Raw genomic sequence first — 23,747 nt, 5'->3', positions numbered from 1 at the left:
GCAGCGGGCCTCCCGTCCGTCCGAGGGGCGCGTCAGACCCGTCGCCACTGCCCGATCGTCAGCCCGCGATGCTCTCGGTCAGCACGCCGGACTGCGCGAAGGTGGTGTGGATCGCGTTCGCGGCCTGCTCGAAGGCGCGGTTGCCGCGCGAGACGCCGAGCGCGCCGCCCTTGATCGCCGACTTGCCGGATCCGCGCAGCAGTCGGGCGACGGTGCGGCCGTCCGGGGCGATCATGATCTGCACGTCCAGGCGGGTGTGGAACGTACGGTCGTTCGCCATGCCGCCGATGAGCAGCGTCAGGCCGAGACTGCCGCGGGTCGCGCGGAGCGCACCCTGTTCGGCGTCGTCGACGGTGTAGCCCTCGTGGGCGAGCGCGTCGCGCACCTGGGCACGGGCGGTCTCGGGGTCGGTGGCGACGAAGAAGTCGTGGCTCTCGGGCATGTGTGTGTTCCTTCCGAACGGGTCCGCTGGGACACGGAGGACGCTCGTCCCCGGAGATGATCATGCCGTGTCGGAACGACGGAGGTGTCGCTTACGCTGGTCGTGTCATGACTGCCTCGATGAACCGCCGCGCACTCCTGTCCCTCGCCGGCGTCGCCGGGATCGGGTTCGCCGTTGCGGCGTGCTCCTCCGGCAGCGACAAGGGCGGCGACGGCGGCAGCGGCCGGGGCAGCTCCGGCGGCGGGGGCGGGACGACGTCCACCCCCGCGACGAAGCCCGTCGCGAAGGCCCTCGCCCCGGCGCAGGTCCCGCTGGCCGGTGGCGTCACGGTCACCGTCACGGGGGCCGGACTCGCCGCGGTCAAGGGCGTCACCGTCGGTGGTGTCGCTGCGCGCGACGTCGAGGCGACCGCGTCGAAGGTGACCTTCACGGCCCCGCACCAGGCGATGTACACCGCCGGTGACGCCGACGTCGCGCTCTTCACGTCGGCGATCGAGCCGAGTCCGTCCACCAACCAGTCCTCGGACGGCAACGGCAGCGCCGCGAACGACGGGCAGAGCGGCGCCACCCAGGACACCGCGACCACCACGCCCACACCGACCGCAGCCGCCACACCGGACGCGGGCAGTGCCGTCGCGACGACGACCCTCGCGTACGCCGCACTGACCGACGTCGACCGGCAGCTCGCCTACGCGATGCGGTACTGGAAGGACTACAACCTCGCCGAGTACGGCACCATGAACCCGATCGGCGGCGACTGCGCGAACTACGTCAACCAGACGCTCATCGCCCGCGGCTGGAAGCAGCGGTCCGACTGGTACAACCGCGCGGCCGGCGCCGAGCACAGTGCGACGTGGACCTACTGCCCCACCATGGACCCGTGGCTCGAGACGAACGCGGCCGAGTTCGGTCTGACCCGGCGCTCGTCGGACGAGCGCGACAAGGTGCAGGTCGGCGACATCGTGTTCTTCGACTGGAACGCCAACGGCTCACCGGACCACACCACCATCGTGTCCGAGGTCTTCACCGAGTCCGACGGCACCATCCGCATCAAGTCGGCGAGCCACAACCAGGACGGCCCGTACCGCGACCTCGACGAGATGATCACGGTGCAGCACCCCGGTGGGACGGCCTGGTTCTACACCTTCGACGCGTAGCGCTCTCCAGGCCCGCACGACACCGGTGTTCGCGCGGCGCACCGCGGTCTGCGCGTGTTCAACCGGCGAACACCGGTGTCTTGCAGAGCCGACGGACAGCACCGCTCAGGGGTACCCGAGGAACCAGAGCAGCACGATCGCGACCGGCTGCAGGCACACCCCGACGACGAGCCACGTCACCGCCCGCCGCCGTGTCCCCACGAACACGTCCGACCCGAGCAGCGGCGCCATCGGCATGAGCAACCGCGGCAACGACTGCTGCGGCAGGAACACGGCCACCAGGTACAGCCCGTACGAGGCCGTGAACGCGAGCACGTCGGTGCCCAGGGCCCGGGTGCTCCTGCGCGAGATGAACCACACGGCGCCGGCGAGCACCACCACGACGAGCCCGATGCCGAGCGGCCCGAGCCACGTCGACGCCATGATGAACCACGGCGTCAGCGGCGCGAAGTGCTGCCGGCCGACGAACCCCACCCACCACGACAACTCGGTGTCCAGGTAGGCGTCCGGCCGCCCCGTCACGGCGGTCGCGATGACGGGCCACGCCAGGCCCGCAGCCGCGACGACCAGGCCGGTCACCACGATCGCGATCCGATCGCGCCACGGGAACACCTCGGCGGCTCGCCCGGACCGGCGCGCTCCGACCCACCGCACCACCAGGTGCACGGCCAGTGCCAGTGCCAGCGCCAGGACCCCGGGCTTCGTGAACGCGGCCACGACACCGAGCGGCGCGATCAGCCAGTACCGTCGCCGCACCAGGGCCAGCAGTGCGCCGAACAGCAGCACGAGCAGCAGGCTCTCGGCGTAGGCGACCTGCAGCAGGAAGCCCGTCGGCGCGAACGCGAACAGCGCGGTCGCCCAGCGGGCACGGTGTGCGCTGCCGACGGCGAGCACCAGCCGGTACAGCAGCACGCACGCGCCGGCTCCGGCGATCGAGGCGACGACGACCCCGGCGACCCAGAACGAGGCGCCGGTCAGCGTCATCAGGATCCGCACGACCGTGGGGAACACGGGCAGGAACGCCCACGCGTTCGGCAGGACGTGCCCGGCGTCGTCGACGGGCAGCGTCTCCGGGTACCCGTGCTCGGCGATGATCCGGTAGAACGAGGCGTCCCACGACCCCGAGAACGTGAAGAACGACGGGTCGCGTCGGTACGAGGCGAACGGCCAGCCGTTCGCGGTCGCCAGCAGGTACACGGTCGCCAGCAGCACGGTGCTCACCACCCGGGAGCCCATCCAGAGCAGCAGCGGCGCGGTCCACGCGCTGTGCCGTCCGGTCAGCAGGTTGCGGAACCCCCGCCTGGAGGCCCGGCTCGCTTCGGCCACGTTCGTCACCCGCCCGATCCTCCCAGACCGTGGGCCGCGCCCCGCATCGCGGGTCGCCACCCGCCCGGCGCGAGGCGACCCGTGTGCGTCGTGAGCAGCGGTGGTCGGGTCCGTCTGCCGGAGGTGACCACCGCTGCTCAGGGGGTGTGGGCCTCCCGGCTAGCGCTCCGTGACCGCGCGACGGATCTGCTCGATCGGGACCTTCGGGGAACGGTCTGCGTTGAGCAGGCCGTTCGTCTCCTGCACGGTGTCGGTGAGCTGCGTCCAGCAGGACCCGGCGAGGAACGAGCTCGCACGGACCGCGTCGTACAGCGCGGTGATGCGGGAGACCCAGTCGTCGCCGTCCGTGGCCGACGTGTACCCCCAGCCGTCCTCGCGCTGGACGCCCGGCTGGTAGTTCACGCCGCCGAACTCGGTGAGCATGACCGGCTGGCCGAGGTCCTCGGCGCCACCGACCAGGATGCGGCGGTCCGCCGGGCCGATCCCACCGAGCAGCCGGGTCCGTGCGGTCTCGTCCGCGTAGGTCGCTGCGAGCCGGGGTCCGTCACCCTCGTAGTCGTGGATCGTGACGATGTCGGAGTTCGTGTGCTCCCACCCGTCGTTCGAGATCACCGGACGCGTCGGGTCGAGTGCCCGCGTGACGTCGGCGAGGGCCCGGGCGTAGGCCTGCTGGGCCGGGTCGGTGGCGATGTGCTGCACACCCCAGCTCTCGTTGACGGGCACCCACGTGACGATCGACGGGTGCGAGGCGTCACGCTCGACGGCGTCCATCCACTCACGCACCAGTCGCTGCACGGCGCGGGGGGAGAACGCGTAGGCGCCGGGGGCCTCGCCCCACACCATGAGTCCGAGTCGGTCGGCCCAGTACAGGAACCGCGGGTCCTCGATCTTCTGGTGGTTGCGGGCTGCGTTGAAGCCGAGCTCCTTGATGAGTTCGACCTCGCGGCGGAGTGCCCGGCGGGACGGGGCGGCGATGTGCGATTCGGGCCAGTAGCCCTGGTTCAGGACGCTGCGGACCTCGTGGCGTCGGCCGTTGAGCAGGAACGCGCCGCCGTCGACCCCGACCGTCCGGATCCCGAAGTAGCTGGCGACGGCGTCGAACGGCGTCGCGCCGGTACGGGGGAGCAGCGAGACCGTCGCGTCGACCAGGCGTGGGGCGTCCGGGGTCCAGTGCAGCTCGTCCTCGGCCTGCCCGTTCGTCTGCCGCGCGATCGGGACGACCACGTCGAACTCGTCCCCCGTCGAGCCCACGGTGGTCTCGATCGTGGCGAGATGCTCGTCGCGGTCGTCCCAGCGCGCCTCGACGCGCAGGCGCTCGCCGCCGGTGCGGTGCCCGTCGAGCCGGACCGTCAGGCGCATGGTCGCGTGGTCGACGTTCGTCCAGCGCAGGGACGCGATCGAGACGGTCGGCACGGCCTCGAGCCAGACGGTCTGCCAGATCCCGGTGGTGCGGCGGTACCAGATCGCGTGCGGGTCCTCGTGCCAGTCCTGCTTGCCGCGCGGCTGGGTCAGGTCGTGCGGGTCGTCCTCGGCGCGGACCACCAGGGTGTGCACGGCGTCGGGGTCCGTGGTCAGCGCCTCGGTCACGTCGAAGGAGAACGGCGTGTGGCCGCCCTCGTGCCCGCCGAGGAACTGCCCGTCGACCCAGACGCGGGCGCGGTGGTCGACGGCGCCGAAGTGCAGCACGAGTCGAGGCGCGCCGGTGCCGAACCCGGCGGCGTCGAGCTCCGAGCGGGTGATCGCACGGGAGTACCAGACCACCGGGTGGAATCCGGGCTCGTCGATGCCCGAGGCCGGGGACTCGGGCGGGAACGGGACGACGATGTCCCGGGCGTCGGTGAAGCCGGTGCGCCAGGCGTCGTCGTCGCCGTCGTTCCGGAACGACCACGTGCCGTCGAGGTCGGCCCAGGCGGTGCGGAGCATCTGCGGCCGGGGGTACGTGCCGTCCTGCCGCGAAGCGAGGGGGAGGCCGGGGGCGGAAGCGGAGTCAGGTGCGGCCACGGTGCCGTCGAGCGTGCTCATACCTCCATGTTCCCGGTTCGGTACATCGTTGTAAAGGGCATGCCGCCCGCCGTCGCGCCGAGGACTCGGCACCTCGCCAGCCCCCGGCGCGTAGGTTCCGCTGCATGAGCGACGGAGCACCCAGCGCCCCCGACACCACCGCCCCCGACACCCGCACGCCGAGCGACCACGACCTCGAGTCCTGGATCGCCGACCGTCGCTGGTACGCCTCGAAGGGGTCCGTGCCGCGTCTCCGCACCATCTCGACCGACGACGGGACCCGCCTGGTGCTCGACGAGGCCCCCGCGGTCCCCGTGCTCTACCAGGCACCGATCACGAGCGGTCCCGACGGCACGGTCGTCGACGCCACCACCGACCTCGCGTGGGTGTCGGCGCTCGCCGCACGCATCGACGCGGCGCCGGAGTGCCTCAGCCCGATCGGCCGGGTCACCGCGGCCCGCGTCCTGACGGGCGAGCAGTCCAACACCTCGGTCATCTGCGACACGGAGTCCGGCGATCGCGTCATCATCAAGGTCTTCCGCGTGCTGCACCACGGCGACAACCCCGACGTGACCACGCAGCTCGCCCTCACCGCGGCGGGCAGCACCCGCGTGCCCCGGGTCTACGGGGCCCTCCGCGCCGACTGGCCCGACGTCGGCCGCCCGGACGGCGCAGCGACCGGCCACCTCGCCTTCGCCCAGGAGTTCCTGCCCGGGCTCGACGACGCCTGGCGCGTCGCCCTGCAGGAAGCCCAGGCCGGCACGCCGTTCGGGGACCGAGCCGAGCAGCTCGGCACCGCGCTCGCCGACGTGCACCGCACCCTGGCCGGAGCGCTGCCGACCGAGCCGGCCGACGCGTCGCGACGCGCCACCGCAGTCGCCACGATGCACGCCCGACTCGACACCGCCGCCCGCGAGGCCCCGGCCGTCGCCGACCACGCCGACGCGATCCGTGCGGTCTACGCCCGGGCAGCCGACGCGATCTGGCCGGACCTGCAGCGCATCCACGGCGACCTGCACCTCGGGCAGGTCCTGGCGGCTCCGGATCCCCGCGGGTGGGTCTTCCTCGACTTCGAGGGCGAACCGCTCCGCCCCCTCGACGAACGGTCGCTGCCGGACGTCACCCTGCGCGACGTCGCGGGCATGCTCCGCTCGTTCGACTACGTCGCCGGTGCCCTGGCGCACGACGCCGAGCCGGTCGACGCGTCAGCCTGGGCAGCCGAGGCGCGAGCGCGCTTCCTCGACGGCTACCAGCGCGGCACCGGCGCGGACCTCGCCGGCCACAGTGCGCTGCTCGACGCCTTCGAGCTCGACAAGGCGGTCTACGAGGTCGTCTACGAGACCCGCAACCGACCCGACTGGGTCGGCATCCCGCTGGCGGCCGTCGCGCGCCTGGTCGGCGACAGCGGGTCCTGACCGCGACCCACGAACGAACAGGAGGCCCGTGGCGACACCGCCACGGGCCTCCTGTCCGTCACCGGGTGACGCCCGTCTAGTTGACGGGTCCCGTGTACTTCTCGCCCGGCCCGGCGCCGATCGCGTCCGGGATCGCCGACGCCTCGCGGAAGGCGAGCTGCAGCGACCGCAGCCCGTCGCGGAGCGGGCGGGCGTGGTGATCGCCGATCTCGGTCGCGGCGGCGGTGACCAGACCGGCCAGCGCGGTGATGAGCTTCCGTGCCTCGTCCAGGTCGGTCTGCTGCTGCGGGTCGTCGGCCAGGCCGACCTTCACGGCCGCGGCACTGAGCAGGTGCACCGCAACGGTGTTGATGAGTTCGACCGCCGGCACCTCCGCGATGTCCCTGGCGGCGTCGATGCCGGTGTCGTCGATCGGGGTGTCGCTCACGGTGCTCCTCTGCTAGGCTTGCTCGCGGCAGATGCTGTCCGTGTGCCATCAGTTCTCTTGACATCAGTTCTCCTGACGTCACGAACCCTGACAACTCCCGGACGGTGTCACGAAAGAGGAGTCTCTCCCACCCGCGGCCGCGTTCCACCAGGCTACCGGGTCACCACCGCTCCGCGAGTGCACGTGTTGCGCTCGTCGGTCGGATCCCACGGATCCGATGCAGGGCGGCTGCCGAACGGGTCGACATCCCGTGCGTCAGATCTCCTCTCTCGTGCTGTCGTCCAGGGCAAACGCCCCGGACGGCCACCACCTGATTGAAGGAGCTCCGCATCACCGATCCCCGTACCAACGACCGAATCCGCGTTCCCGAAGTCCGACTCGTCGGTCCGCAGGGTGAGCAGGTCGGCGTTGTCCCGATCGCCATGGCCCTGCGTCTCGCGCAGGAAGCCGAACTGGATCTGGTCGAGGTCGCGCCGAACTCGAAGCCGCCCGTGGCCAAGATCATGGACTACGGCAAGTTCAAGTACGAAGCCGCTCAGAAGGCCAAGGAAGCCCGTCGCAACCAGGTGAACACGGACCTGAAAGAGGTCCGTTTCCGCCTGAAGATCGACGTGCACGACTACGAGACGAAGCGCAAGCGCGCCGAGGGGTTCCTCCTCGGTGGCGACAAGGTGAAGGCGATGATCCTCTTCCGTGGCCGCGAGCAGTCGCGTCCTGAGCAGGGTGTCCGTCTCCTCCACAAGTTCGCGGAAGAGATCGCCGAGTTCGGCGTCGTCGAGTCGCGTCCGACCCAGGACGGCCGCAACATGACGATGATCATCGCCCCGCTCAAGAACAAGTCCGACGTCAAGGGCGAGCAGAACGCCAAGCGTGCTGCACAGAAGGCCGAGCGTCGTGCCACCGAGCACGCCGCGAAGGGCAAGGACGAGGCCGAGGCCGGTTCCACGTCCGAGGCAGCTGCGGAATCCACGGACTCCGCGGCCGAATAGGTCCCCGGACCGAACCCGCAACGACGCGGCCCCCCATCCATCCCACGGAAAGGCACCACCATGCCCAAGCAGAAGACCCACTCCGGGTCGAAGAAGCGCTTCAAGGTCACCGGTACCGGCAAGATCATGAAGCAGCAGGCCGGTATGCGTCACAACCTCGAGGTCAAGAGCTCCAAGCGCAAGGCCCGCCTGAACGAGGACCAGGTCCTCTCCAAGGGTGACGCGAAGAACGTCAAGAAGCTCCTCGGCCACTGAGCCCCGCAGATCGTAAAGGAATAGTGCAATGGCACGAGTAAAGAGAGCGGTCAACGCCGCCAAGAAGCGCCGCGTCATCCTCGAACGCGCCGAGGGCTACCGCGGCCAGCGTTCGCGTCTGTACCGCAAGGCCAAGGAGCAGGTCACCCACTCCCTCGTCTACGCGTACCGCGACCGTCACGCGAAGAAGGGCGAGTTCCGTCGCCTCTGGATCCAGCGCATCAACGCTGCGTCCCGTGCGAACGGCCTGACCTACAACCGCCTCATCCAGGGTCTCAACCTGGCTGGCGTCGAGGTCGACCGTCGCATCCTCGCCGACCTCGCGGTGAACAACCCCGAGACCTTCACCGCGCTCGTCGAGACCGCGAAGAAGGCCCTCCCGGCCGACACCTCGGCCCCGAAGGCTGCGTAGTCAGTTCTTCTGCTCGCGAAACCCCCGCCGCACGGCGGGGGTTTCGTCGTTCCTAGACTTGGGTCGTGAGCGATCTCCTCGAGAACCCCCGTGCCGGACGCGTGAAGGCCGTTGCGGCCCTGGCCAAGAAGGACGTCCGGGCCGAGACCGGCCTGTTCCTGCTGGAAGGACCCCAAGCGGTCCGCGAAGCGCTGGAGTACGCGCCGGAGCTCCTGCGCGAGCTGTACGTGACCCCCACCGCCGCAGCCCGCTACGGGCTGGACGACGCGCCGGTGGACACGTGGTTCGTGACCGAGCAGGTGCTCGACGCGATGGCGGACACCGTCACCCCGCAGGGCGTGGTCGCGGTGTGCCAGCAGTTCCCGACGTCGGTGAAGGACGTCTTCCCGGACCGCGCTGCGGCTGGCGCCGACGCGGAGGCCCGTGATGCGTCCGACGAACAGGCCGCGTTGCCCGGACTGGTCGCCATCCTCGAAGAGGTGCGGGACCCGGGGAACGCCGGCACGATCATCCGCGCCGCGGACGCGGCCGGAGCGGATGCGGTGGTGCTGACCGGCCGGTCGGTGGACCCGTACAACCCGAAGGTCGTCCGGTCGACGACCGGGTCCCTGTTCCACGTGCCGGTGTCGGTGGGCGTCACGCTGGCGGACACGATCGAGCGGGCGAAGGCCCTCGGCTACACGGTGCTCGCCGCCGACGTCTCCGGCGACGACCTGCCGGTGGTGCGCGCCGAGGGGATGCTCGACGGTCCGACCGCGTGGGTCTTCGGCAACGAGGCACGCGGGCTCACCGCCGACGACCTGGCGCTCGTCGACCGGGCAGTCAAGGTGCCGATCTACGGGCAGGCGGAGTCGATGAACCTCGCCACGGCGGCGTCGGTGTGCCTGTACGAGTCGGCCTTCGCGCTCCGGAGCTGACGCTCCTCCACAGACCGGTCGTCGGCGTCGGCCATCCACCGTCCGCTCGGTGCAGGTGGGTGGTATCCCGACGGCCGGTAGGCTTGGGTCTCGTGTCAGAACCTCTCGAGATCAGCGAATCGGTCGTCGCCGACGCGGTGGACGCGGCCCTCGCCGCCGTCCGTGCCACGATGACGGTCGCCGAACTGAAGCAGGCCAGGGCCGAGCACACCGGTGAGCAGTCACCGTTGGCGCGGATGAACGCATCGATGCGCAGTGTGCCGCCGGAACAGAAGGCCGCGGCGGGCAAGCTCGTCGGGCAGGCCCGTGGGCGGGTGAACGCGGCGATCGCCGAGCAGGAATCCGTCCTCGCGGTGGCCGAGGAACGCGCACGGCTCGAAGCCGAACGCGTCGACGTCACCGCGTTGCCGACCCACCGCGCCACCGGCTCCCGCCACCCGCTCTCGCTGCTGAACGAAGCCGTCGCCGACATCTTCGTCGGCATGGGGTGGGAAGTCGCAGAAGGCCCGGAGCTCGAGCACGAGTGGTTCAACTTCGACGCGCTGAACTTCGACCAGGACCACCCCGCCCGGGCCATGGCGGACACGATCTTCGTCGAGCCCGTCGACCGGCACCTGGTCATGCGGACCCACACCTCGCCGGTGCAGGTGCGGTCGCTGCTGTCGCGTGACCTCCCGCTGTACGTCATCGCGCCCGGACGCGTCTACCGTGCCGACGAGCTCGACGCCACGCACCTGCCGGTCTTCACCCAGGTCGAGGGCATCGCGATCGACAAGGGCCTGACGATGGCGCACCTGCGCGGCACGCTCGAGCACTTCGCCCGGCAGATGTTCGGCGCCGAGGCGCAGATCCGCCTCCGCCCGAACTACTTCCCGTTCACCGAGCCCAGTGCCGAGATGGACGTCTGGCAGCCGAACGCCAAGGGTGGCGCACGGTGGGTCGAGTGGGGTGGCTGCGGCATGGTCAACCCCAACGTCCTGCGTGCCGCCGGGATCGACCCGGACGAGTACCAGGGCTTCGCGTTCGGCATGGGCATCGAGCGGACGCTGCAGTTCCGCAACGGCCTGAACGACATGCGTGACTTCCTCGAGGGCGACATCCGCTTCTCGCAGCAGTTCGGAACGGTGGTCTGATGCGCGTCCCACTCCGTTGGCTCGGTGAGTCCGTCGACCTCCCCGATGACGTCACCCTCGAGCACGTCCACGCGGCGCTCGTGTCGGTCGGCTTCGAGGAAGAAGACGTCCACACCTTCGACCTGACCGGCCCCGTCGTGGTCGGTCGGGTGCTCGAGCGCGTCCCCGAGCCGCAGAAGAACGGCAAGACCATCAACTGGTGCCAGGTGGACGTCGGCGAAGCCGAGCCCCGCGGCATCGTCTGCGGCGCGCACAACTTCGACGTCGGCGACCTCGTCGTCGTCACACTGCCCGGTGCGGTCCTGCCCGGGCCGTTCCCGATCGCCGCCCGCAAGACCTACGGACACGTGTCCGACGGCATGATCGCCTCGGCGCGCGAGCTCGGGCTCGGCGACGAGCACGACGGCATCCTGCGCTTCGCCGACCTCGGCATGGAGCCCGCCGTCGGTGCCGACGCGATCGCGCTCCTCGGCCTCGACGACGCCGCGGTCGAGATCAACGTCACGCCCGACCGTGGGTACGTGCTGAGCCTGCGCGGGGTCGCTCGTGAGTACGCGCACGCCACCGGAGCCAGCTTCCACGACCCCGTCGAGCGCATCGCGCCGCGTGCGGCCGAGGGCTTCCGGGTCACGATCGACGACCAGGCTCCGGTCCGGGGTCGGGTCGGCGCCTCCACGTTCGTCACGCGCGTCGTGCGCGGGATCGACCCGGCAGCGAAGACACCATCCTGGATGGTGTCGCGTCTGTCGCTGGCCGGGGTGCGTTCGATCTCCCTGCCCGTCGACATCACGAACTACGTCATGTTCGAGCTCGGCCAGCCGCTGCACGGCTACGACCTGCAGACGATCGCGGGGGGCCTCGGCGTCCGCCGGGCGAACGCCGGTGAGACGCTCGAGACCCTCGACGGCACCGTCCGGAAGCTCGACCCCGAAGACCTCGTGATCACCGACGACGACGGTCCCGTCGGGCTCGCCGGCGTCATGGGCGGGGCCCGCACCGAGATCTCGGCGAGCACGACGGACATCCTGATCGAGTCCGCCGGGTTCGACCAGGTCTCGATCGCCCGCACCGCTCGTCGGCACAAGCTGCCCAGTGAGGCATCCCGTCGCTTCGAGCGCGGGGTCGACCCGCTGGTGGCCGAGGCCGCGGCGAACCGGGCCGTCGAACTCCTCGTCGAGCTCGCCGGCGGCACCGCCGACCCCCTCGGGTCCACGCTCGTCGACAGCGACCCGCGGCCGACCGTCACGATGCGGGTCTCCCGCCCGGCCGAGCTCGTCGGCGTCGACTACACCGACGCCGAGGTCATCGAGACGCTCCGTGCGATCGGCGCCACGGTCGAGTCCGACGGCGAGCAGCTCGCGGTCACCCCGCCCACCTGGCGCCCTGACCTGACCGACGACACCACGCTGGTCGAAGAGGTCGCACGCATCGTCGGCTACGACCGCATCCCGAGCGTCCTGCCCGTCGCCCCGCCCGGCCGGGGGCTGACCCGGCACCAGCAGGCACGTCGTCGGGTGGCCTCGGCGCTGGCCGCGGCGGGCCTGACCGAGGTCGTCACGGCCCCGTTCGTCTCGGCCGCCACGCAGGACGCCTACCCGGGGATCGACCCGCAGGGCGGACCGAGCGTCGTGCTCGCCAACGCCCTGGACAGCGAGCAGAACCTGCTGCGCCGCAGCGGCGTCCCGGCCCTGGTCGACGCCGCCCGCCGCAACGTCTCGCGCGGGCTCGTCGACGTCGCCCTGTACGAGACGTCCCGGGTGTTCCTGCCGGTGACGGGCGTGACGCTCGGCACCGACGAGGTCCCGGCGGGCGCGGCGCGGCCCGACCGTGCGGCGCTCGAAGCACTGGACGCCTCGCTGCCGGCCCAGCCCTTCCACGTCGCCGCCCTGCTCACCGGCCACCGGGTCGTCAAGCAGCCCGGCGCCACCGCGGAACCGTTCGGCATCGCCGACGCCATCGACACCGCCCGCCAGGTCGCGTGGGCCGTCGGTGTGGAACTGACCGTCGCGCAGACCACCCACCCGTCGCTGCACCCGGGTCGCGCCGCGTCCCTGCTCGTCGACGGCACGGTCGTCGGCGTCGCCGGGGAACTCCTGCCCGGACTGGCCGAGGCCGCCGTCCTGCCCCGCGTGGTGGCGGTCGTCGAGCTCGACCTCGACGCGCTCGTCGCCGCAGCCCCGGAACTCGTCGCGGTCGCGCCGATCGTCTCCTACCCGGCAGCCACGCAGGACCTCTCGCTGGTCGTCGACGCCGGGGTACCGGCCGGCGAGGTGCTGGATGCGGTGCGCTCTGGCGCCGGAGACCTGTTGGAGTATGCTCGGCTCGTGGATGACTACCGGGGCTCCGGCGTGGACGAGGGACAGAAGTCCCTGACGTTCGCCCTGCGCTTCCGTGCCACGGACCGCACGCTGACCGCTGCCGAGGCCACCGAGGCCCGTGACGGCGCTGTCCGACGTGCCGGCGAGCGATTCGGGGCGACCCTGCGCGACTGACCCACACGGGATCAGCACCGCCCGGGGTCGCCGCCTCCGACTCTCTCGACGACCAGTCCGACCAAAGGTGGAATCCCATGTCCGTATCCGTCGCCGTGGCGGGAGCCTCCGGCTACGCGGGTGGTGAGCTCCTGCGTGTGCTCTCCGCCCACCCCGAGTTCGAGGTCAGGACGGTGACCGCGTTCTCGAACGCCGGACAGCCCCTGATCGCGACCCAGCCGCACCTCCGTTCGCTGTCACACCTGACCCTGGCGGAGACGACGGCCGAGACGCTGCGCGGGCACGACGTGGTCTTCCTGGCGCTGCCGCACGGACAGTCGGGTGCGATCACCGCGGAGCTCGGCGACGACGCGCTCGTCATCGACTGCGGCGCGGACCACCGTCTGACGGACCCGGCTGCGTGGGAGCGGTTCTACGGCGGCGACTACTTCGGCGCGTGGACGTACGGTCTCCCCGAACTCCTGCTCGCGGCTCCCACTCCGGGTTCGGCCGACGAGTGGCGCGACGTCGACGACATCGCCTCCCAGGGCAAGCAGCGTTCCGCCCTGGTCGGCACGAAGCGCATCGCGGTCCCCGGCTGCAACGTCACCGCGGTGACGCTCGGCATCCAGCCGGGCATCCAGGCTGGCCTCGTCGAGTCCGACGACCTCGTCGCGGTGCTCAGCGTCGGGCCGAGTGGTGCCGGCAAGAAGCTCAGCACCACCTACCTGGCCTCCGAGATCATGGGGTCCGCCAGTGCCTACGCCGTCGGGGGGACGCACCGGCACGTCCCCGAGATCCAGCAGAACCTGCAGGTCGCGGGCGCCTCCGACGTGACGATCTCGTTCACGCCGGTCCTGGTCCCGATGCCGCGGGGGATCCTGGCGACCACGACCGCGAAGCTCTCGCCCGGCGTCAGCGCGCGTGACGTCCGGCTCGCGTGGGAGCAGGCGTACGCCGACGAACCCTTCGTGCACCTGCTGCCCGAGGGCGAGTTCCCCAGGGTGGCCGACACGATCGGCGCGAACACCGCGCTCGTCGGCATCGCCGTCGACGAGGCCGCCGGCCGCGTCGTCGCGGTGACCGCCCTCGACAACCTCGCCAAGGGCACGGCGGGCGCCGCCGTCCAGTCGGCGAACATCGCCCTCGGTCTCCCCGAGACCACGGGCCTCAGCGTGGACGGAGTCGCACCGTGACCGACGCAGGCACGACCACCCAGACCGAGCCGGGCCTCCAGGGCGTCACCGCGGCAGCGGGTTTCCGCGCCGCCGGCGTGACCGCAGGCCTGAAGACCAGCGGCAAGCCGGACGTGGCACTCGTCGTCAACGACGGCCCCGACGCGGCCGTGGCCGCCGTGTTCACCAGCAACCGCGCCCAGGCGCACCCGGTGATCTGGTCCCGCCAGGTCGTCGGGGACGGCGTGGCCCGGGCCGTCGTCCTGAACTCCGGCGGCGCGAACTGCTTCACCGGCCCGTTCGGCTTCCAGACCACGCACCTGACGGCCGAGGCCGTGGGCGACGCCCTCGGGATCGGGGCCGGCGACGTCGTCGTCTGCTCCACCGGGCTCATCGGCGTCGGCGACCAGTCCTTCCGCGACAACGTGCTCCGTGGCGTCGACCTGGCGAGCGCGGCACTCAGCGACGACGGCGGTCCGGACGCCGCGACCGCCATCATGACGACCGACACGAAGGCCAAGCAGTCCGTCGTGACCGAGGACGGCTGGACCGTCGGCGGCATGGCCAAGGGCGCCGGCATGCTCGCACCCGGGCTCGCGACGATGCTCGTCGTCATCACGACCGACGCCGTGCAGACGCCGGACCAGCTCGACCAGGCGCTCCGGGCGGCCACCCGCATCACGTTCGACCGGGTCGACTCCGACGGCTGCATGTCCACCAACGACACCGTCGTCCTGCTGTCGTCGGGTGCGAGCGGCGTGACGCCCGAGGTCGGTGACTTCCAGGAAGCCCTGACCGCGGTCTGTGCCGACCTGGCCCGGCAGCTGCAGCAGGACGCCGAGGGCGCGAGCCACGACATCACGATCGAGGTCGTGCACGCCGTGACCGAGGACGACGCCGTGACCGTCGGTCGGAGCGTCGCCCGGAACAACCTGTTCAAGGCGGCCGTCTTCGGCAACGACCCGAACTGGGGACGGGTGCTCGCAGCGATCGGCACCACCGACGCCGAGTTCGACCCGTACGCGGTGGACGTCAGCATGAACGGTGTCCGGGTCTGCCACGCGGGCGCACCCGACGAGCCGAGCGACTCCGTCGACCTGACCCCGCGTGACACCCACGTGCGCATCGACCTCGGTGTCGGCACGCACTCGGCCACGATCCTGACCAACGACCTCACGCACGACTACGTGCACGAGAACAGCGCGTACTCCAGCTGATGGCGGCCGACACGAACGGGGCCGGCACGCCCCTCACGAAGGAAGAAGAGCACGAGTTCGCCGCGGTCAAGGCCGCGACGCTCATCGAGTCGCTGCCCTGGCTCAAGCGCTTCTCGGGCAAGGTCGTCGTGGTCAAGTTCGGCGGCAACGCCATGGTGAACGAGGACCTGAAGCGCGCCTTCGCCGAGGACATGGTCTACCTGCGCTACGCCGGCCTGCACCCCGTCGTCGTGCACGGTGGGGGTCCGCAGATCTCCGCCGCCCTCAAGGAACAGGGCATCGAGTCCGAGTTCCGCGGCGGCTACCGCGTCACGACGACCGAGGCGATCACGGTCGTCCGTGACGTCCTGGCCGGCGAGGTGAACCGCGAGATCGTCGACTTGATGAACGAACACGGCGAGGGCCTGGCCGTCGGCGTGTTCGGCGACGGCGGCTCGCTGTTCACCGGCGAGAAGAAGGGCGTCGTCGTCGACGGGCAGGAGTACGACCTCGGCCACGTCGGGGACATCACCCACGTCGACCCGTCCGGTGTGCTCGCCGCGATCGAGGCCGGTCGGATCCCGGTGGTCTCGAGCATCGCGATCGACGACGCGCACCCCGACCAGGCGCTCAACGTGAACGCGGACGCTGCGGCCGGTGCCCTGGCCATCGCACTCCGGGCGTCGAAGCTCATGATGCTCACCGACGTCCCGGGGCTCTACCGCAACTGGCCGGACCGTGACTCGATCGTCGACCTCATCGCGGTCGAGGAACTCCGCGAACTCCTGCCGAGCCTCGAGTCGGGGATGATCCCGAAGATGACCGCGTGCCTCGATGCCGTGGTCGGCGGGGTCGGCGGCGCGACCATCATCGACGGCCGGATCCCGCACTCGATCCTGCTCGAGGTCTTCACCCTGCGGGGTGCGGGCACCGAGGTGATCCCGGACCCGAGCCGACGAACCGAGAACCAGATGACCCACGCCGAGATCGGCCGACGCGTGGCGTCGCCGTCGATCGACAGCAGTACCGGCCAGCACGTGGCGGGTACGGACGAGAAGGGACACCAGCAGTGAGCACCGAGACGCAGACCGAGACCTGGAACGACCGGTTCGGGGCGTCGCTCATGCGATCCCTGACCCCTCCGAAGATCATGCTCGAGCGCGGACAGGGCTGCCGTGTGTGGGACGTGGAGGGCAACGAGTACCTCGACTTCCTCGCGGGGATCGCTGTGAACTCGCTCGGCCACGCGCACCCCGCGTTCGTCGCGGCGATCGCCGACCAGGCGGCGAAGCTCGTGCACGTGTCGAACTACTTCGCCACCCCGCCCCAGCTCGAACTCGCCGAGCGCCTCAAGCGCATCACCGGCGCGGGCGAAGCGGGCCGTGTCTACTTCGGCAACTCCGGCGCCGAGGCGAACGAGGCCGCGTTCAAGCTCGCCCGCCTCAACAGGGGCGCCGACGGCACGAAGACGCGGATCCTCGCGCTCAAGCAGGGCTTCCACGGGCGGACGATGGGCGCCCTCGCGCTCACCGGCAAGCCCGCACTGCAGCAGGACTTCCTGCCGATGATCCCGGGCGTCGAGCACATCGACACCTCGATCGACGCGCTCGAAGCGTCGATCGACGACACCGTGGCCGCTCTGATCCTCGAGCCCATCAAGGGCGAGGCCGGCGTGGTCGACCTCCCCGAGGGGTTCCTGCTGGCCGCCCGCCGGCTGACCGAGGAGCACGGTGCGCTGCTGATCCTCGACGAGATCCAGACGGGTGTCGGCCGGACCGGCAACTGGTTCGCGTTCCAGGGGCACGGGGTGACGCCCGACGCCATCACGATCGCGAAGGGCATCGCGGGCGGCTTCCCGATCGGCGCCCTCGTGACCTTCGGCTGGGCGTCCGACCTGTTCTCGGCCGGGCAGCACGGTTCGACCTTCGGCGGCAACCCGCTCGGCACCCGTGTGGCGAACGCCGTGCTCGAGGAGATCGAGCGCGCCGACCTCGTCGCCAGCGCGGTGGTCAAGGGTGAGCGCATCCGTGACGGTATCCGTGCCATCGGCTCCCCGCTGGTCGAAGAGGTCCGCGGCACCGGCCTGCTCATCGGCGTCGGTCTCGCCGGCCCGGTCGGCCCGCTCGTCAACGCAGCCGCCCTCGAACGCGGCCTCATCATCAACGCCCCCAACGAGTCGAGCCTGCGCATCGCGCCGCCGCTCATCGTGTCCGACGCCGAGGTCGACGAGTTCCTGTCGATCCTCGCCCAGAGCCTCGCGGCCGTCGCCGCAGCGCAGGAGCCCACCGCATGACCCGCCACTTCCTCCGCGACGACGACCTGAGCCAGTCCGAGCAGTCCGCGATCCTCGACATCGCCGACCGCATGAAGGCCGACCGCTGGGCGGAGAAGCCGCTCGCCGGTCCGCAGAGCGTCGCGGTGATCTTCGACAAGTCGTCGACCCGCACCCGGGTGTCGTTCCACGTCGGCATCTCGGACCTCGGCGGCAGCCCGCTGATCATCTCGACGGCGAACAGCCAGCTCGGCGGCAAGGAGACCCCGTCGGACACCGCTCGCGTGCTCGAGCGCATGGTGTCGGCGATCGTCTGGCGCACCTACGGCCAGGCCGGGCTCGAGGAGATGGCCGCCGGCACGACGGTCCCCGTCGTCAACGCGCTGTCCGACGACTTCCACCCCTGCCAGCTCCTCGCCGACCTGCTCACCATCCGTGAGCACCGCGGCACACTGGCCGGGCAGACCGTGGCGTTCATCGGTGACGGCGCGAGCAACATGGCGCAGTCGTACCTGCTCGCCGGTGCGACCGCGGGCATGCACGTCCGCGTCGCCGCCCCGGCCGAGTTCTCCCCGTCGGCGCAGGTCGTCTCCGACGCCGAGGACCGCGCTGCCGTGACGGGTGGCTCCGTCCTCGTCGTGACCGATCCGGTGGCCGCTGTGGCCGGTGCCGACGTCGTCGTCACCGACACCTGGGTCTCGATGGGCAAGGAGTCCGAGAAGCAGTCGCGCCTCGACACCTTCGCGGGGTACCGCGTCGACGACGCGCTCTTGGCGCACGCCGCCGCCGACGCCGTCTTCATGCACTGCCTGCCGGCAGACCGTGGGTTCGAGGTGACCGCCGACGTCATCGACGGTCCGCGCAGCATCATCTGGGACGAGGCGGAGAACCGTCTGCACGCCCAGAAGGCGCTGCTGGCCTGGCTGCTCGCCAACGACTGACCGACCGGGTGATCACCAGTGGCTGACCGCGTCGTCCTCGCGTACTCGGGCGGTCTCGACACCTCCGTCGGGATCGGCCGGTTGCGCGACGGCACCGGCAAGGACGTGGTGGCACTCGTGGTCGACGTCGGCCAGGGCGGCGACGACCTCGAGGCGATCCGGCAGCGCGCACTCGACTGCGGCGCGGTCGAGGCGCTCGTGGTCGACGCCAAGGACGAGTTCGCGGACGAGTACATCGTGCCGGCGCTCCGAGCCAACGCGCTGTACCAGAAGCGGTACCCGCTCGTCTCGGCCCTGAGTCGACCGCTCATCGCGAAGCACCTCGCCCTGACGGCGAAGCAGCTCGGTGCGGACAGCGTCGCGCACGGCTGCACGGGCAAGGGCAACGACCAGGTGCGCTTCGAGGCCGCCGTCGCGGCGATCGCGCCGGACCTGCGGACCATCGCCCCGGTGCGGGACCTCGCCCTCACCCGCGACCGTGCCCTCCAGTACGCGCAGGAGCACGGGCTGCCGGTCCAGCAGCCCGAGCGGCAGCCGTGGTCGGTCGACCAGAACGTGTGGGGTCGTGCCGTCGAGACGGGTCTCCTCGAGGACCCGTGGAACGGCCCGACCGAGGACCTCTACGCGACCACGCAGGACCCGGCCCTCCCGCAGCCGGCCGACGAGGTCACGATCACCTTCGACCGCGGGGTGCCGGTCGCCCTCGACGGGCAGCGGTTCAGCGTGCTCCGGATGGTGCAGGAGCTCAACGCCGTCGCCGGCAAGCACGGGGTCGGACGCATCGACGTCGTCGAGGACCGCGTGGTCGGGATCAAGTCGCGCGAGGTCTACGAGGCACCGGCCGCGGTCGCCCTCATCGCCGCGCACGAGGAACTCGAGAGCCTGACGCTCGAGCGTGACGTCGCGCGGTTCAAGCGCGGTGTCGAGGCCGAGTGGGCCGACCTGGTCTACGACGGCCTGTGGTTCGGCGGACTCAAGCGCAGCCTCGATGCCTTCGTCGAGCACACCCAGCAGCACGTCTCCGGCGACGTCCGGTTGCGGCTGCAGGGCGGACGCGCCACGGTGACGGGTCGTCGGTCCGAGCAGAGCCTCTACGACTTCGACCTGGCGACGTACGAATCCGGCGATGCGTTCGACCAGTCCGTGTCCAGGGGGTTCATCGAACTCTGGTCACTGCCCAGCAAGATCTCCGCCCGCCGCGATGCGGCGAACTGACCGACAGCCGCACCGGACCGACCACCAGCCCGCGGCCCCGCCCCCGGCGCGCCCGAGCACCGACGAAACGACGCAGGACGACATGACCGACGAGAAGACCGACGCCACCAACACCGGTGCCCTCTGGGGCGGCCGCTTCGCCGACGGCCCGAGTGCGGCCCTCGCTGCGCTCTCCAAGTCGACGCACTTCGACTGGCAGCTCGCGCCCTACGACATCGCGGGGTCCCGTGCCCACGCCCGAGCGCTGCACACCGCGGGCTACCTGACCGCCGACGAGCTGGAGCGCATGCTCGCCGGCCTCGACCGGCTCGAAGCGGCGCACGCCGACGGCACGCTGCAGCCCGACGACTCCGACGAGGACGTCCACGGCGCCCTCGAACGCCTGCTCATCGCCGACCTCGGTCCCGAGCTCGGCGGCAAGCTCCGCGCGGGTCGCAGCCGCAACGACCAGATCGCCACCCTCGGCCGGATGCACATGCTCGACCACGGACGGCGCATCGGGCGGCTCGTGATCGACCTCGTCGACGCGATCACCCAGCAGGCCACCGAGCACCCGGCCGCGATCATGCCGGGGCGCACGCACCTGCAGCACGCCCAGCCCGTGCTCCTGGCCCACCACCTGCTCGCGCACGCCTGGCCGCTCGTCCGCGACCTCGAGCGCCTGCGCGACTGGGCCGGCCGCGCGAGCGTCAGCCCGTACGGTGCGGGTGCGCTGGCGGGCAGTTCCCTCGGCCTCGATCCCGCCGCGATCGCCGCGGAGCTCGGCTTCGACCGTCCGGCGGACAACTCGATCGACGCCACGGCAGCCCGCGACGTCGTCGCCGAGTTCGCGTTCGTCCTCGCGCAGATCGGCATCGACGTCTCGCGTCTGTCGGAAGAGGTCATCCTCTGGAACACGAAGGAGTTCGGCTTCGTCCGGCTCCACGACGCGTTCTCGACCGGGTCGAGCATCATGCCGCAGAAGAAGAACCCGGACATCGCAGAGCTCGCCCGGGGCAAGTCGGGGCGCCTGATCGGCAACCTGACCGGGCTCCTCGCGACCCTCAAGGGACTGCCGCTGGCGTACAACCGCGACCTGCAGGAGGACAAGGAGCCGGTCTTCGACTCCGTCGCCACGCTCGAGGTCCTGTTGCCCGCGTTCACCGGCATGATCGCGACCCTGACCTTCGACACCGACCGGATGGCCGAGCTCGCGCCGCAGGGCTTCTCGCTCGCGACGGACGTCGCCGAGTGGCTGGTCCGTCAGGGCGTCCCGTTCCGGGATGCGCACGAGGTCTCCGGCGCGCTCGTCCGGTACTGCGAGGAGCGCGGCATCGAGCTCGACGAGCCGACCGACGACGAGTACCGGTCGGTGTCCGAGCACCTCACGCCCGACGTCCGTTCCGTCCTGACCATCGAGGGCAGCGTCGCATCGCGCTCCGGCGTCGGCGGCACCGCACCCGACCGGGTCGCCGAGCAGCTCGCGTCCGTCACCCGCCGCGTCCGCGACCTGGCCGAGGGCGCACCCTTCTCGCGATGACCCCGGGGATCGCCGCGCTGCTCGCCGAGCCCGCCCCGATCATCGCGCCGGCCCTGCTCGGTGCGACGATCGCGGGGCGCGGCGTGGCGCTCCGCATCACCGAGGTCGAGGCCTACTCCGGCCCCACCGACCCCGGCTCACACGGACACCGGGGGATGACGGAGCGCAACCGCCACCTCTTCGGTCCGCCCGGCACGCTGTACGCCTACCGCTCGTACGGCATCCACACCTGCGTCAACGTCGTGAGTGGGCCGGCCGGCACCTCGTCGGGCTCCCTGCTCCGCGGTGCGCAGGTCGTCGAGGGGCTGGACCTCGCGCGAGCGCGTCGCGGTCCGACGGTCGCGGACGTCGCGCTGGCACGCGGGCCCGGCAACCTCGGGGGAGCGCTCGGCGCGGTCCTCGGGCAGGACGACGGCACGTCGCTCCTCGACGGTTCCGGCCCGTTCGTGCTCACCCTGGCACCCGGCCTGGAGGCCCGGCTCGCCTCCGCCGGACCGGCCCGGGTGATCGACGAGCTCCTGTCCGAGACCCTGCCCGGCCCGCGGGCCGGCGCTGCCGTCCCACGGATCTCCCGCGGTCCGCGCACCGGCGTCGGCGGCATCGCCGGCGGGGTGCAGTACCCCTGGCGCTTCTGGCTGACGGGTGACCCCACGGTCTCGACGTACCGACGGCACAAGGGTGCCCTCGACCCGTGAACCCGGCCACGGGCCTCCCGGCTGCCGCGCCTGCCGGTCGTCCGTCGCCGCTACGATGGCGGGGTGTCCAGTGATACCGCTCAAGACGTCCTGACGCGCCAGCAGAACGACCCCGCCTTCGACTCGGTGTGGGACGAACTGCAGTGGCGCGGTCTGGTGCAGGTCTCGACCGACGAGGCCGCGCTGCAAGAGGCCCTCGACGGTGAGCCGATCACGTACTACTGCGGCTTCGACCCGACGGCCCCGTCGCTGCACTGCGGCAACCTCCTGCAGCTCCTGACCATGCGCCGGCTGCAGCTCGCCGGGCACAAGCCGCTCGCGTTGGTGGGCGGGTCGACCGGTCTCATCGGCGATCCGCGTCCGACGGCCGAGCGCACGCTGAACACCCCGGAGACCGTGGCCGAGTGGGTCTCCCGACTGCAGACCCAGGTGTCGCGGTTCCTCAGCCCGGACGGCGACAACGGCGTCCGACTGGTGAACAACCTCGACTGGACCGCCCCGATGTCCGCGATCGACTTCCTGCGCGACGTCGGCAAGTACTTCCGCGTCAACTCGATGCTCAAGAAGGACGCCGTCGCCGCGCGGCTGAACTCCGATGCGGGGATCAGCTACACCGAGTTCAGCTACCAGATCCTGCAGGGACTCGACTACCGCGAACTCTGGCGCCAGTACGGGTGCACGCTGCAGACCGGCGGTTCGGACCAGTGGGGCAACCTGACCTCCGGCACCGAACTCGTCCGTCGCGCCGAAGGCGCCACGGTGCACGCCCTCGGCACCCCGCTCATCACGAACTCCGACGGCACGAAGTTCGGCAAGAGCGAGGGCAACGCGATCTGGCTCGACGCCGAGATGACCTCGCCGTACGCGATGTACCAGTTCTGGCTCAACACGACGGACGCGGACGTGATCGCCCGGTTGCGGCAGTTCACGTTCCTGACGCGCGCCGACATCGAACGACTCGAGCAGGCCGTCGCCGACGAGCCCTTCCGACGAGAAGCCCAGCGGACCCTGGCGTTCGAGGTCACCTCGATCGTGCACGGCGTGATGGCGACCCAGGCGGCGATCGACGCCGCGGCCGCGCTGTTCGGCAACGGCGACCTCGGTGCGCTCGACCCCGAGACCCTGCGGTCGGCGATCGCCGCGCTGCCGGGGTCGGTCACGCTCGACCCCGGGGCGGACGTCGCACGGGCACTCGTGGAGACGGAACTCGTGAAGTCCCTCGGCGAGGCCCGCCGCGCGATCGACCAGGGCGGTGTCTACGTGAACAACGTCCGAGCCGAGGACGCGGCCGCCCCGTTGTCCGACCTCGCCCTGCCCGGGGGAGTCCTCGTGCTCCGTCGTGGCAAGAAGACCCTCGCCGGTGTGACGCTCGGCTGACCCCGGTCGCTCGACCTCTCGTGATGCCCGGTTCCCCTGCGGAACCGGGCATCACTGCGTCCGGGCGACGCGTGTTGCACAACGCGACACGCCCGGGATGGGAGCTGGCTTGGCGCACCCGCTCAGGGCTGCGTATAGTTCTTACTCGTCACCCCAAAGGTGCGGCGGAGCGGCTGGAGCGAAAGCCCAGAGCACGTCGGCCCTCAAGCGGGACCATCCTCCACTGAAGTTCAGATCGGGCCTTGCGCCGGATCGCTTCGACGCCTAGGATGACAAGCCCACCGGTTCTCTCCCCTCGGGATGAGCCACTGGACCTCCGGGTCCGACGAACAACCGGTGGCAAGCCAAGAACACAAGCCTTGTGGCTGAAGCTCGAACTCGAGCCGAAGAGCAAGTGCGTCTGGTCCTTGAG

General features: G+C 71.1%; 21 protein-coding genes. 17 read left to right on the top strand and 4 right to left on the bottom strand.

What is annotated here, in order from left to right:
• Positions 1–58: 58 nt before the first annotated feature.
• Positions 59–442, bottom strand: a complete 384-nt coding sequence (locus H489_RS32330; RefSeq protein WP_017887983.1) for a hypothetical protein — start codon at positions 440–442, stop codon at positions 59–61.
• 107 nt (positions 443–549) lie between these two features.
• Between H489_RS32330 and H489_RS37005 the strand changes: the two genes are divergently transcribed.
• Entirely contained in the window at positions 550–1,599 is a 1,050-nt protein-coding gene (locus H489_RS37005; RefSeq protein ID WP_017887982.1) for an amidase domain-containing protein, read from the top strand.
• Between the two features lie 105 nt (positions 1,600–1,704).
• On the opposite strand, the gene H489_RS32320 is transcribed toward H489_RS37005, so the two are convergent.
• Both H489_RS32320 and H489_RS32315 read right to left on the bottom strand, forming a co-directional pair.
• On the bottom strand, positions 1,705–2,934 hold the full coding sequence (locus H489_RS32320) for a hypothetical protein (RefSeq protein WP_017887981.1): 1,230 nt from the start codon (positions 2,932–2,934) through the stop codon (positions 1,705–1,707).
• Positions 2,935–3,084: 150 nt separating this feature from the next.
• Positions 3,085–4,947: a glycoside hydrolase family 2 protein gene (locus H489_RS32315; RefSeq protein WP_017887980.1), complete on the bottom strand. Its 1,863-nt coding sequence runs from the start codon at positions 4,945–4,947 to the stop codon at positions 3,085–3,087.
• A 104-nt stretch (positions 4,948–5,051) separates the two neighbouring features.
• Between H489_RS32315 and H489_RS32310 the strand changes: the two genes are divergently transcribed.
• Positions 5,052–6,341 (top strand): phosphotransferase, encoded by a 1,290-nt coding sequence (locus H489_RS32310; RefSeq protein ID WP_017887979.1) that lies wholly within the window; start codon positions 5,052–5,054, stop codon positions 6,339–6,341.
• A gap of 76 nt (positions 6,342–6,417) precedes the next feature.
• On the opposite strand, the gene H489_RS32305 is transcribed toward H489_RS32310, so the two are convergent.
• Positions 6,418–6,768, bottom strand: coding sequence for a DUF1844 domain-containing protein (locus H489_RS32305; protein ID WP_017887978.1), 351 nt, complete (start codon positions 6,766–6,768; stop codon positions 6,418–6,420).
• Positions 6,769–7,082: 314 nt separating this feature from the next.
• On the opposite strand from H489_RS32305, the gene infC reads away from it, so the two are divergent.
• The 15 genes from infC (at position 7,083) to tyrS (ending at position 23,335) form a co-directional block, all read left to right on the top strand.
• On the top strand, positions 7,083–7,757 hold the full coding sequence (gene infC / locus H489_RS32300) for a translation initiation factor IF-3 (protein ID WP_017887977.1): 675 nt from the start codon (positions 7,083–7,085) through the stop codon (positions 7,755–7,757).
• 60 nt (positions 7,758–7,817) lie between these two features.
• Entirely contained in the window at positions 7,818–8,012 is a 195-nt protein-coding gene (gene rpmI, locus H489_RS32295) for a 50S ribosomal protein L35 (protein WP_017887976.1), read from the top strand.
• Positions 8,013–8,040: 28 nt separating this feature from the next.
• On the top strand, positions 8,041–8,424 hold the full coding sequence (rplT, locus tag H489_RS32290) for a 50S ribosomal protein L20 (protein ID WP_017887975.1): 384 nt from the start codon (positions 8,041–8,043) through the stop codon (positions 8,422–8,424).
• Positions 8,425–8,489: 65 nt separating this feature from the next.
• On the top strand, positions 8,490–9,341 hold the full coding sequence (locus tag H489_RS32285; RefSeq protein ID WP_017887974.1) for a TrmH family RNA methyltransferase: 852 nt from the start codon (positions 8,490–8,492) through the stop codon (positions 9,339–9,341).
• 92 nt (positions 9,342–9,433) lie between these two features.
• Positions 9,434–10,474: a phenylalanine--tRNA ligase subunit alpha gene (pheS, locus tag H489_RS32280; protein WP_017887973.1), complete on the top strand. Its 1,041-nt coding sequence runs from the start codon at positions 9,434–9,436 to the stop codon at positions 10,472–10,474.
• Entirely contained in the window at positions 10,474–12,966 is a 2,493-nt protein-coding gene (pheT, locus tag H489_RS32275) for a phenylalanine--tRNA ligase subunit beta (RefSeq protein WP_017887972.1), read from the top strand. Before pheS ends, pheT begins: the two co-directional genes overlap by 1 nt.
• A 77-nt stretch (positions 12,967–13,043) precedes the next feature.
• Positions 13,044–14,141 (top strand): N-acetyl-gamma-glutamyl-phosphate reductase, encoded by a 1,098-nt coding sequence (locus H489_RS32270; RefSeq protein WP_017887971.1) that lies wholly within the window; start codon positions 13,044–13,046, stop codon positions 14,139–14,141.
• Positions 14,138–15,337, top strand: a complete 1,200-nt coding sequence (argJ, locus tag H489_RS32265) for a bifunctional glutamate N-acetyltransferase/amino-acid acetyltransferase ArgJ (protein WP_017887970.1) — start codon at positions 14,138–14,140, stop codon at positions 15,335–15,337. The genes H489_RS32270 and argJ overlap by 4 nt, the downstream gene beginning before the upstream one ends.
• Positions 15,337–16,389: an acetylglutamate kinase gene (gene argB / locus H489_RS32260; RefSeq protein ID WP_017887969.1), complete on the top strand. Its 1,053-nt coding sequence runs from the start codon at positions 15,337–15,339 to the stop codon at positions 16,387–16,389. Before argJ ends, argB begins: the two co-directional genes overlap by 1 nt.
• Complete coding sequence (locus H489_RS32255) at positions 16,386–17,609, top strand: acetylornithine transaminase (RefSeq protein WP_017887968.1); 1,224 nt, start codon at positions 16,386–16,388, stop codon at positions 17,607–17,609. The genes argB and H489_RS32255 overlap by 4 nt, the downstream gene beginning before the upstream one ends.
• Positions 17,606–18,529 (top strand): ornithine carbamoyltransferase, encoded by a 924-nt coding sequence (argF, locus tag H489_RS32250; protein WP_017887967.1) that lies wholly within the window; start codon positions 17,606–17,608, stop codon positions 18,527–18,529. Before H489_RS32255 ends, argF begins: the two co-directional genes overlap by 4 nt.
• Positions 18,530–18,547: 18 nt before the next feature.
• Complete coding sequence (locus H489_RS32245) at positions 18,548–19,744, top strand: argininosuccinate synthase (protein ID WP_017887966.1); 1,197 nt, start codon at positions 18,548–18,550, stop codon at positions 19,742–19,744.
• Between the two features lie 82 nt (positions 19,745–19,826).
• Entirely contained in the window at positions 19,827–21,263 is a 1,437-nt protein-coding gene (gene argH, locus H489_RS32240; protein ID WP_017887965.1) for an argininosuccinate lyase, read from the top strand.
• A complete protein-coding gene (locus tag H489_RS32235; RefSeq protein ID WP_017887964.1) occupies positions 21,260–21,958 on the top strand; it encodes a DNA-3-methyladenine glycosylase in 699 nt (232 codons plus the stop codon). The genes argH and H489_RS32235 overlap by 4 nt, the downstream gene beginning before the upstream one ends.
• A gap of 63 nt (positions 21,959–22,021) precedes the next feature.
• Positions 22,022–23,335 (top strand): tyrosine--tRNA ligase, encoded by a 1,314-nt coding sequence (tyrS, locus tag H489_RS32230; protein WP_040419955.1) that lies wholly within the window; start codon positions 22,022–22,024, stop codon positions 23,333–23,335.
• Positions 23,336–23,747 lie beyond the last annotated feature (412 nt).

The sequence above is a fragment of the Curtobacterium flaccumfaciens UCD-AKU genome (assembly GCF_000349565.1).
Classification (GTDB): domain Bacteria; phylum Actinomycetota; class Actinomycetes; order Actinomycetales; family Microbacteriaceae; genus Curtobacterium; species Curtobacterium poinsettiae.
Note: the sequence above shows the minus strand (reverse complement) of the source record. Positions and strands in the feature narration are given on the sequence as shown.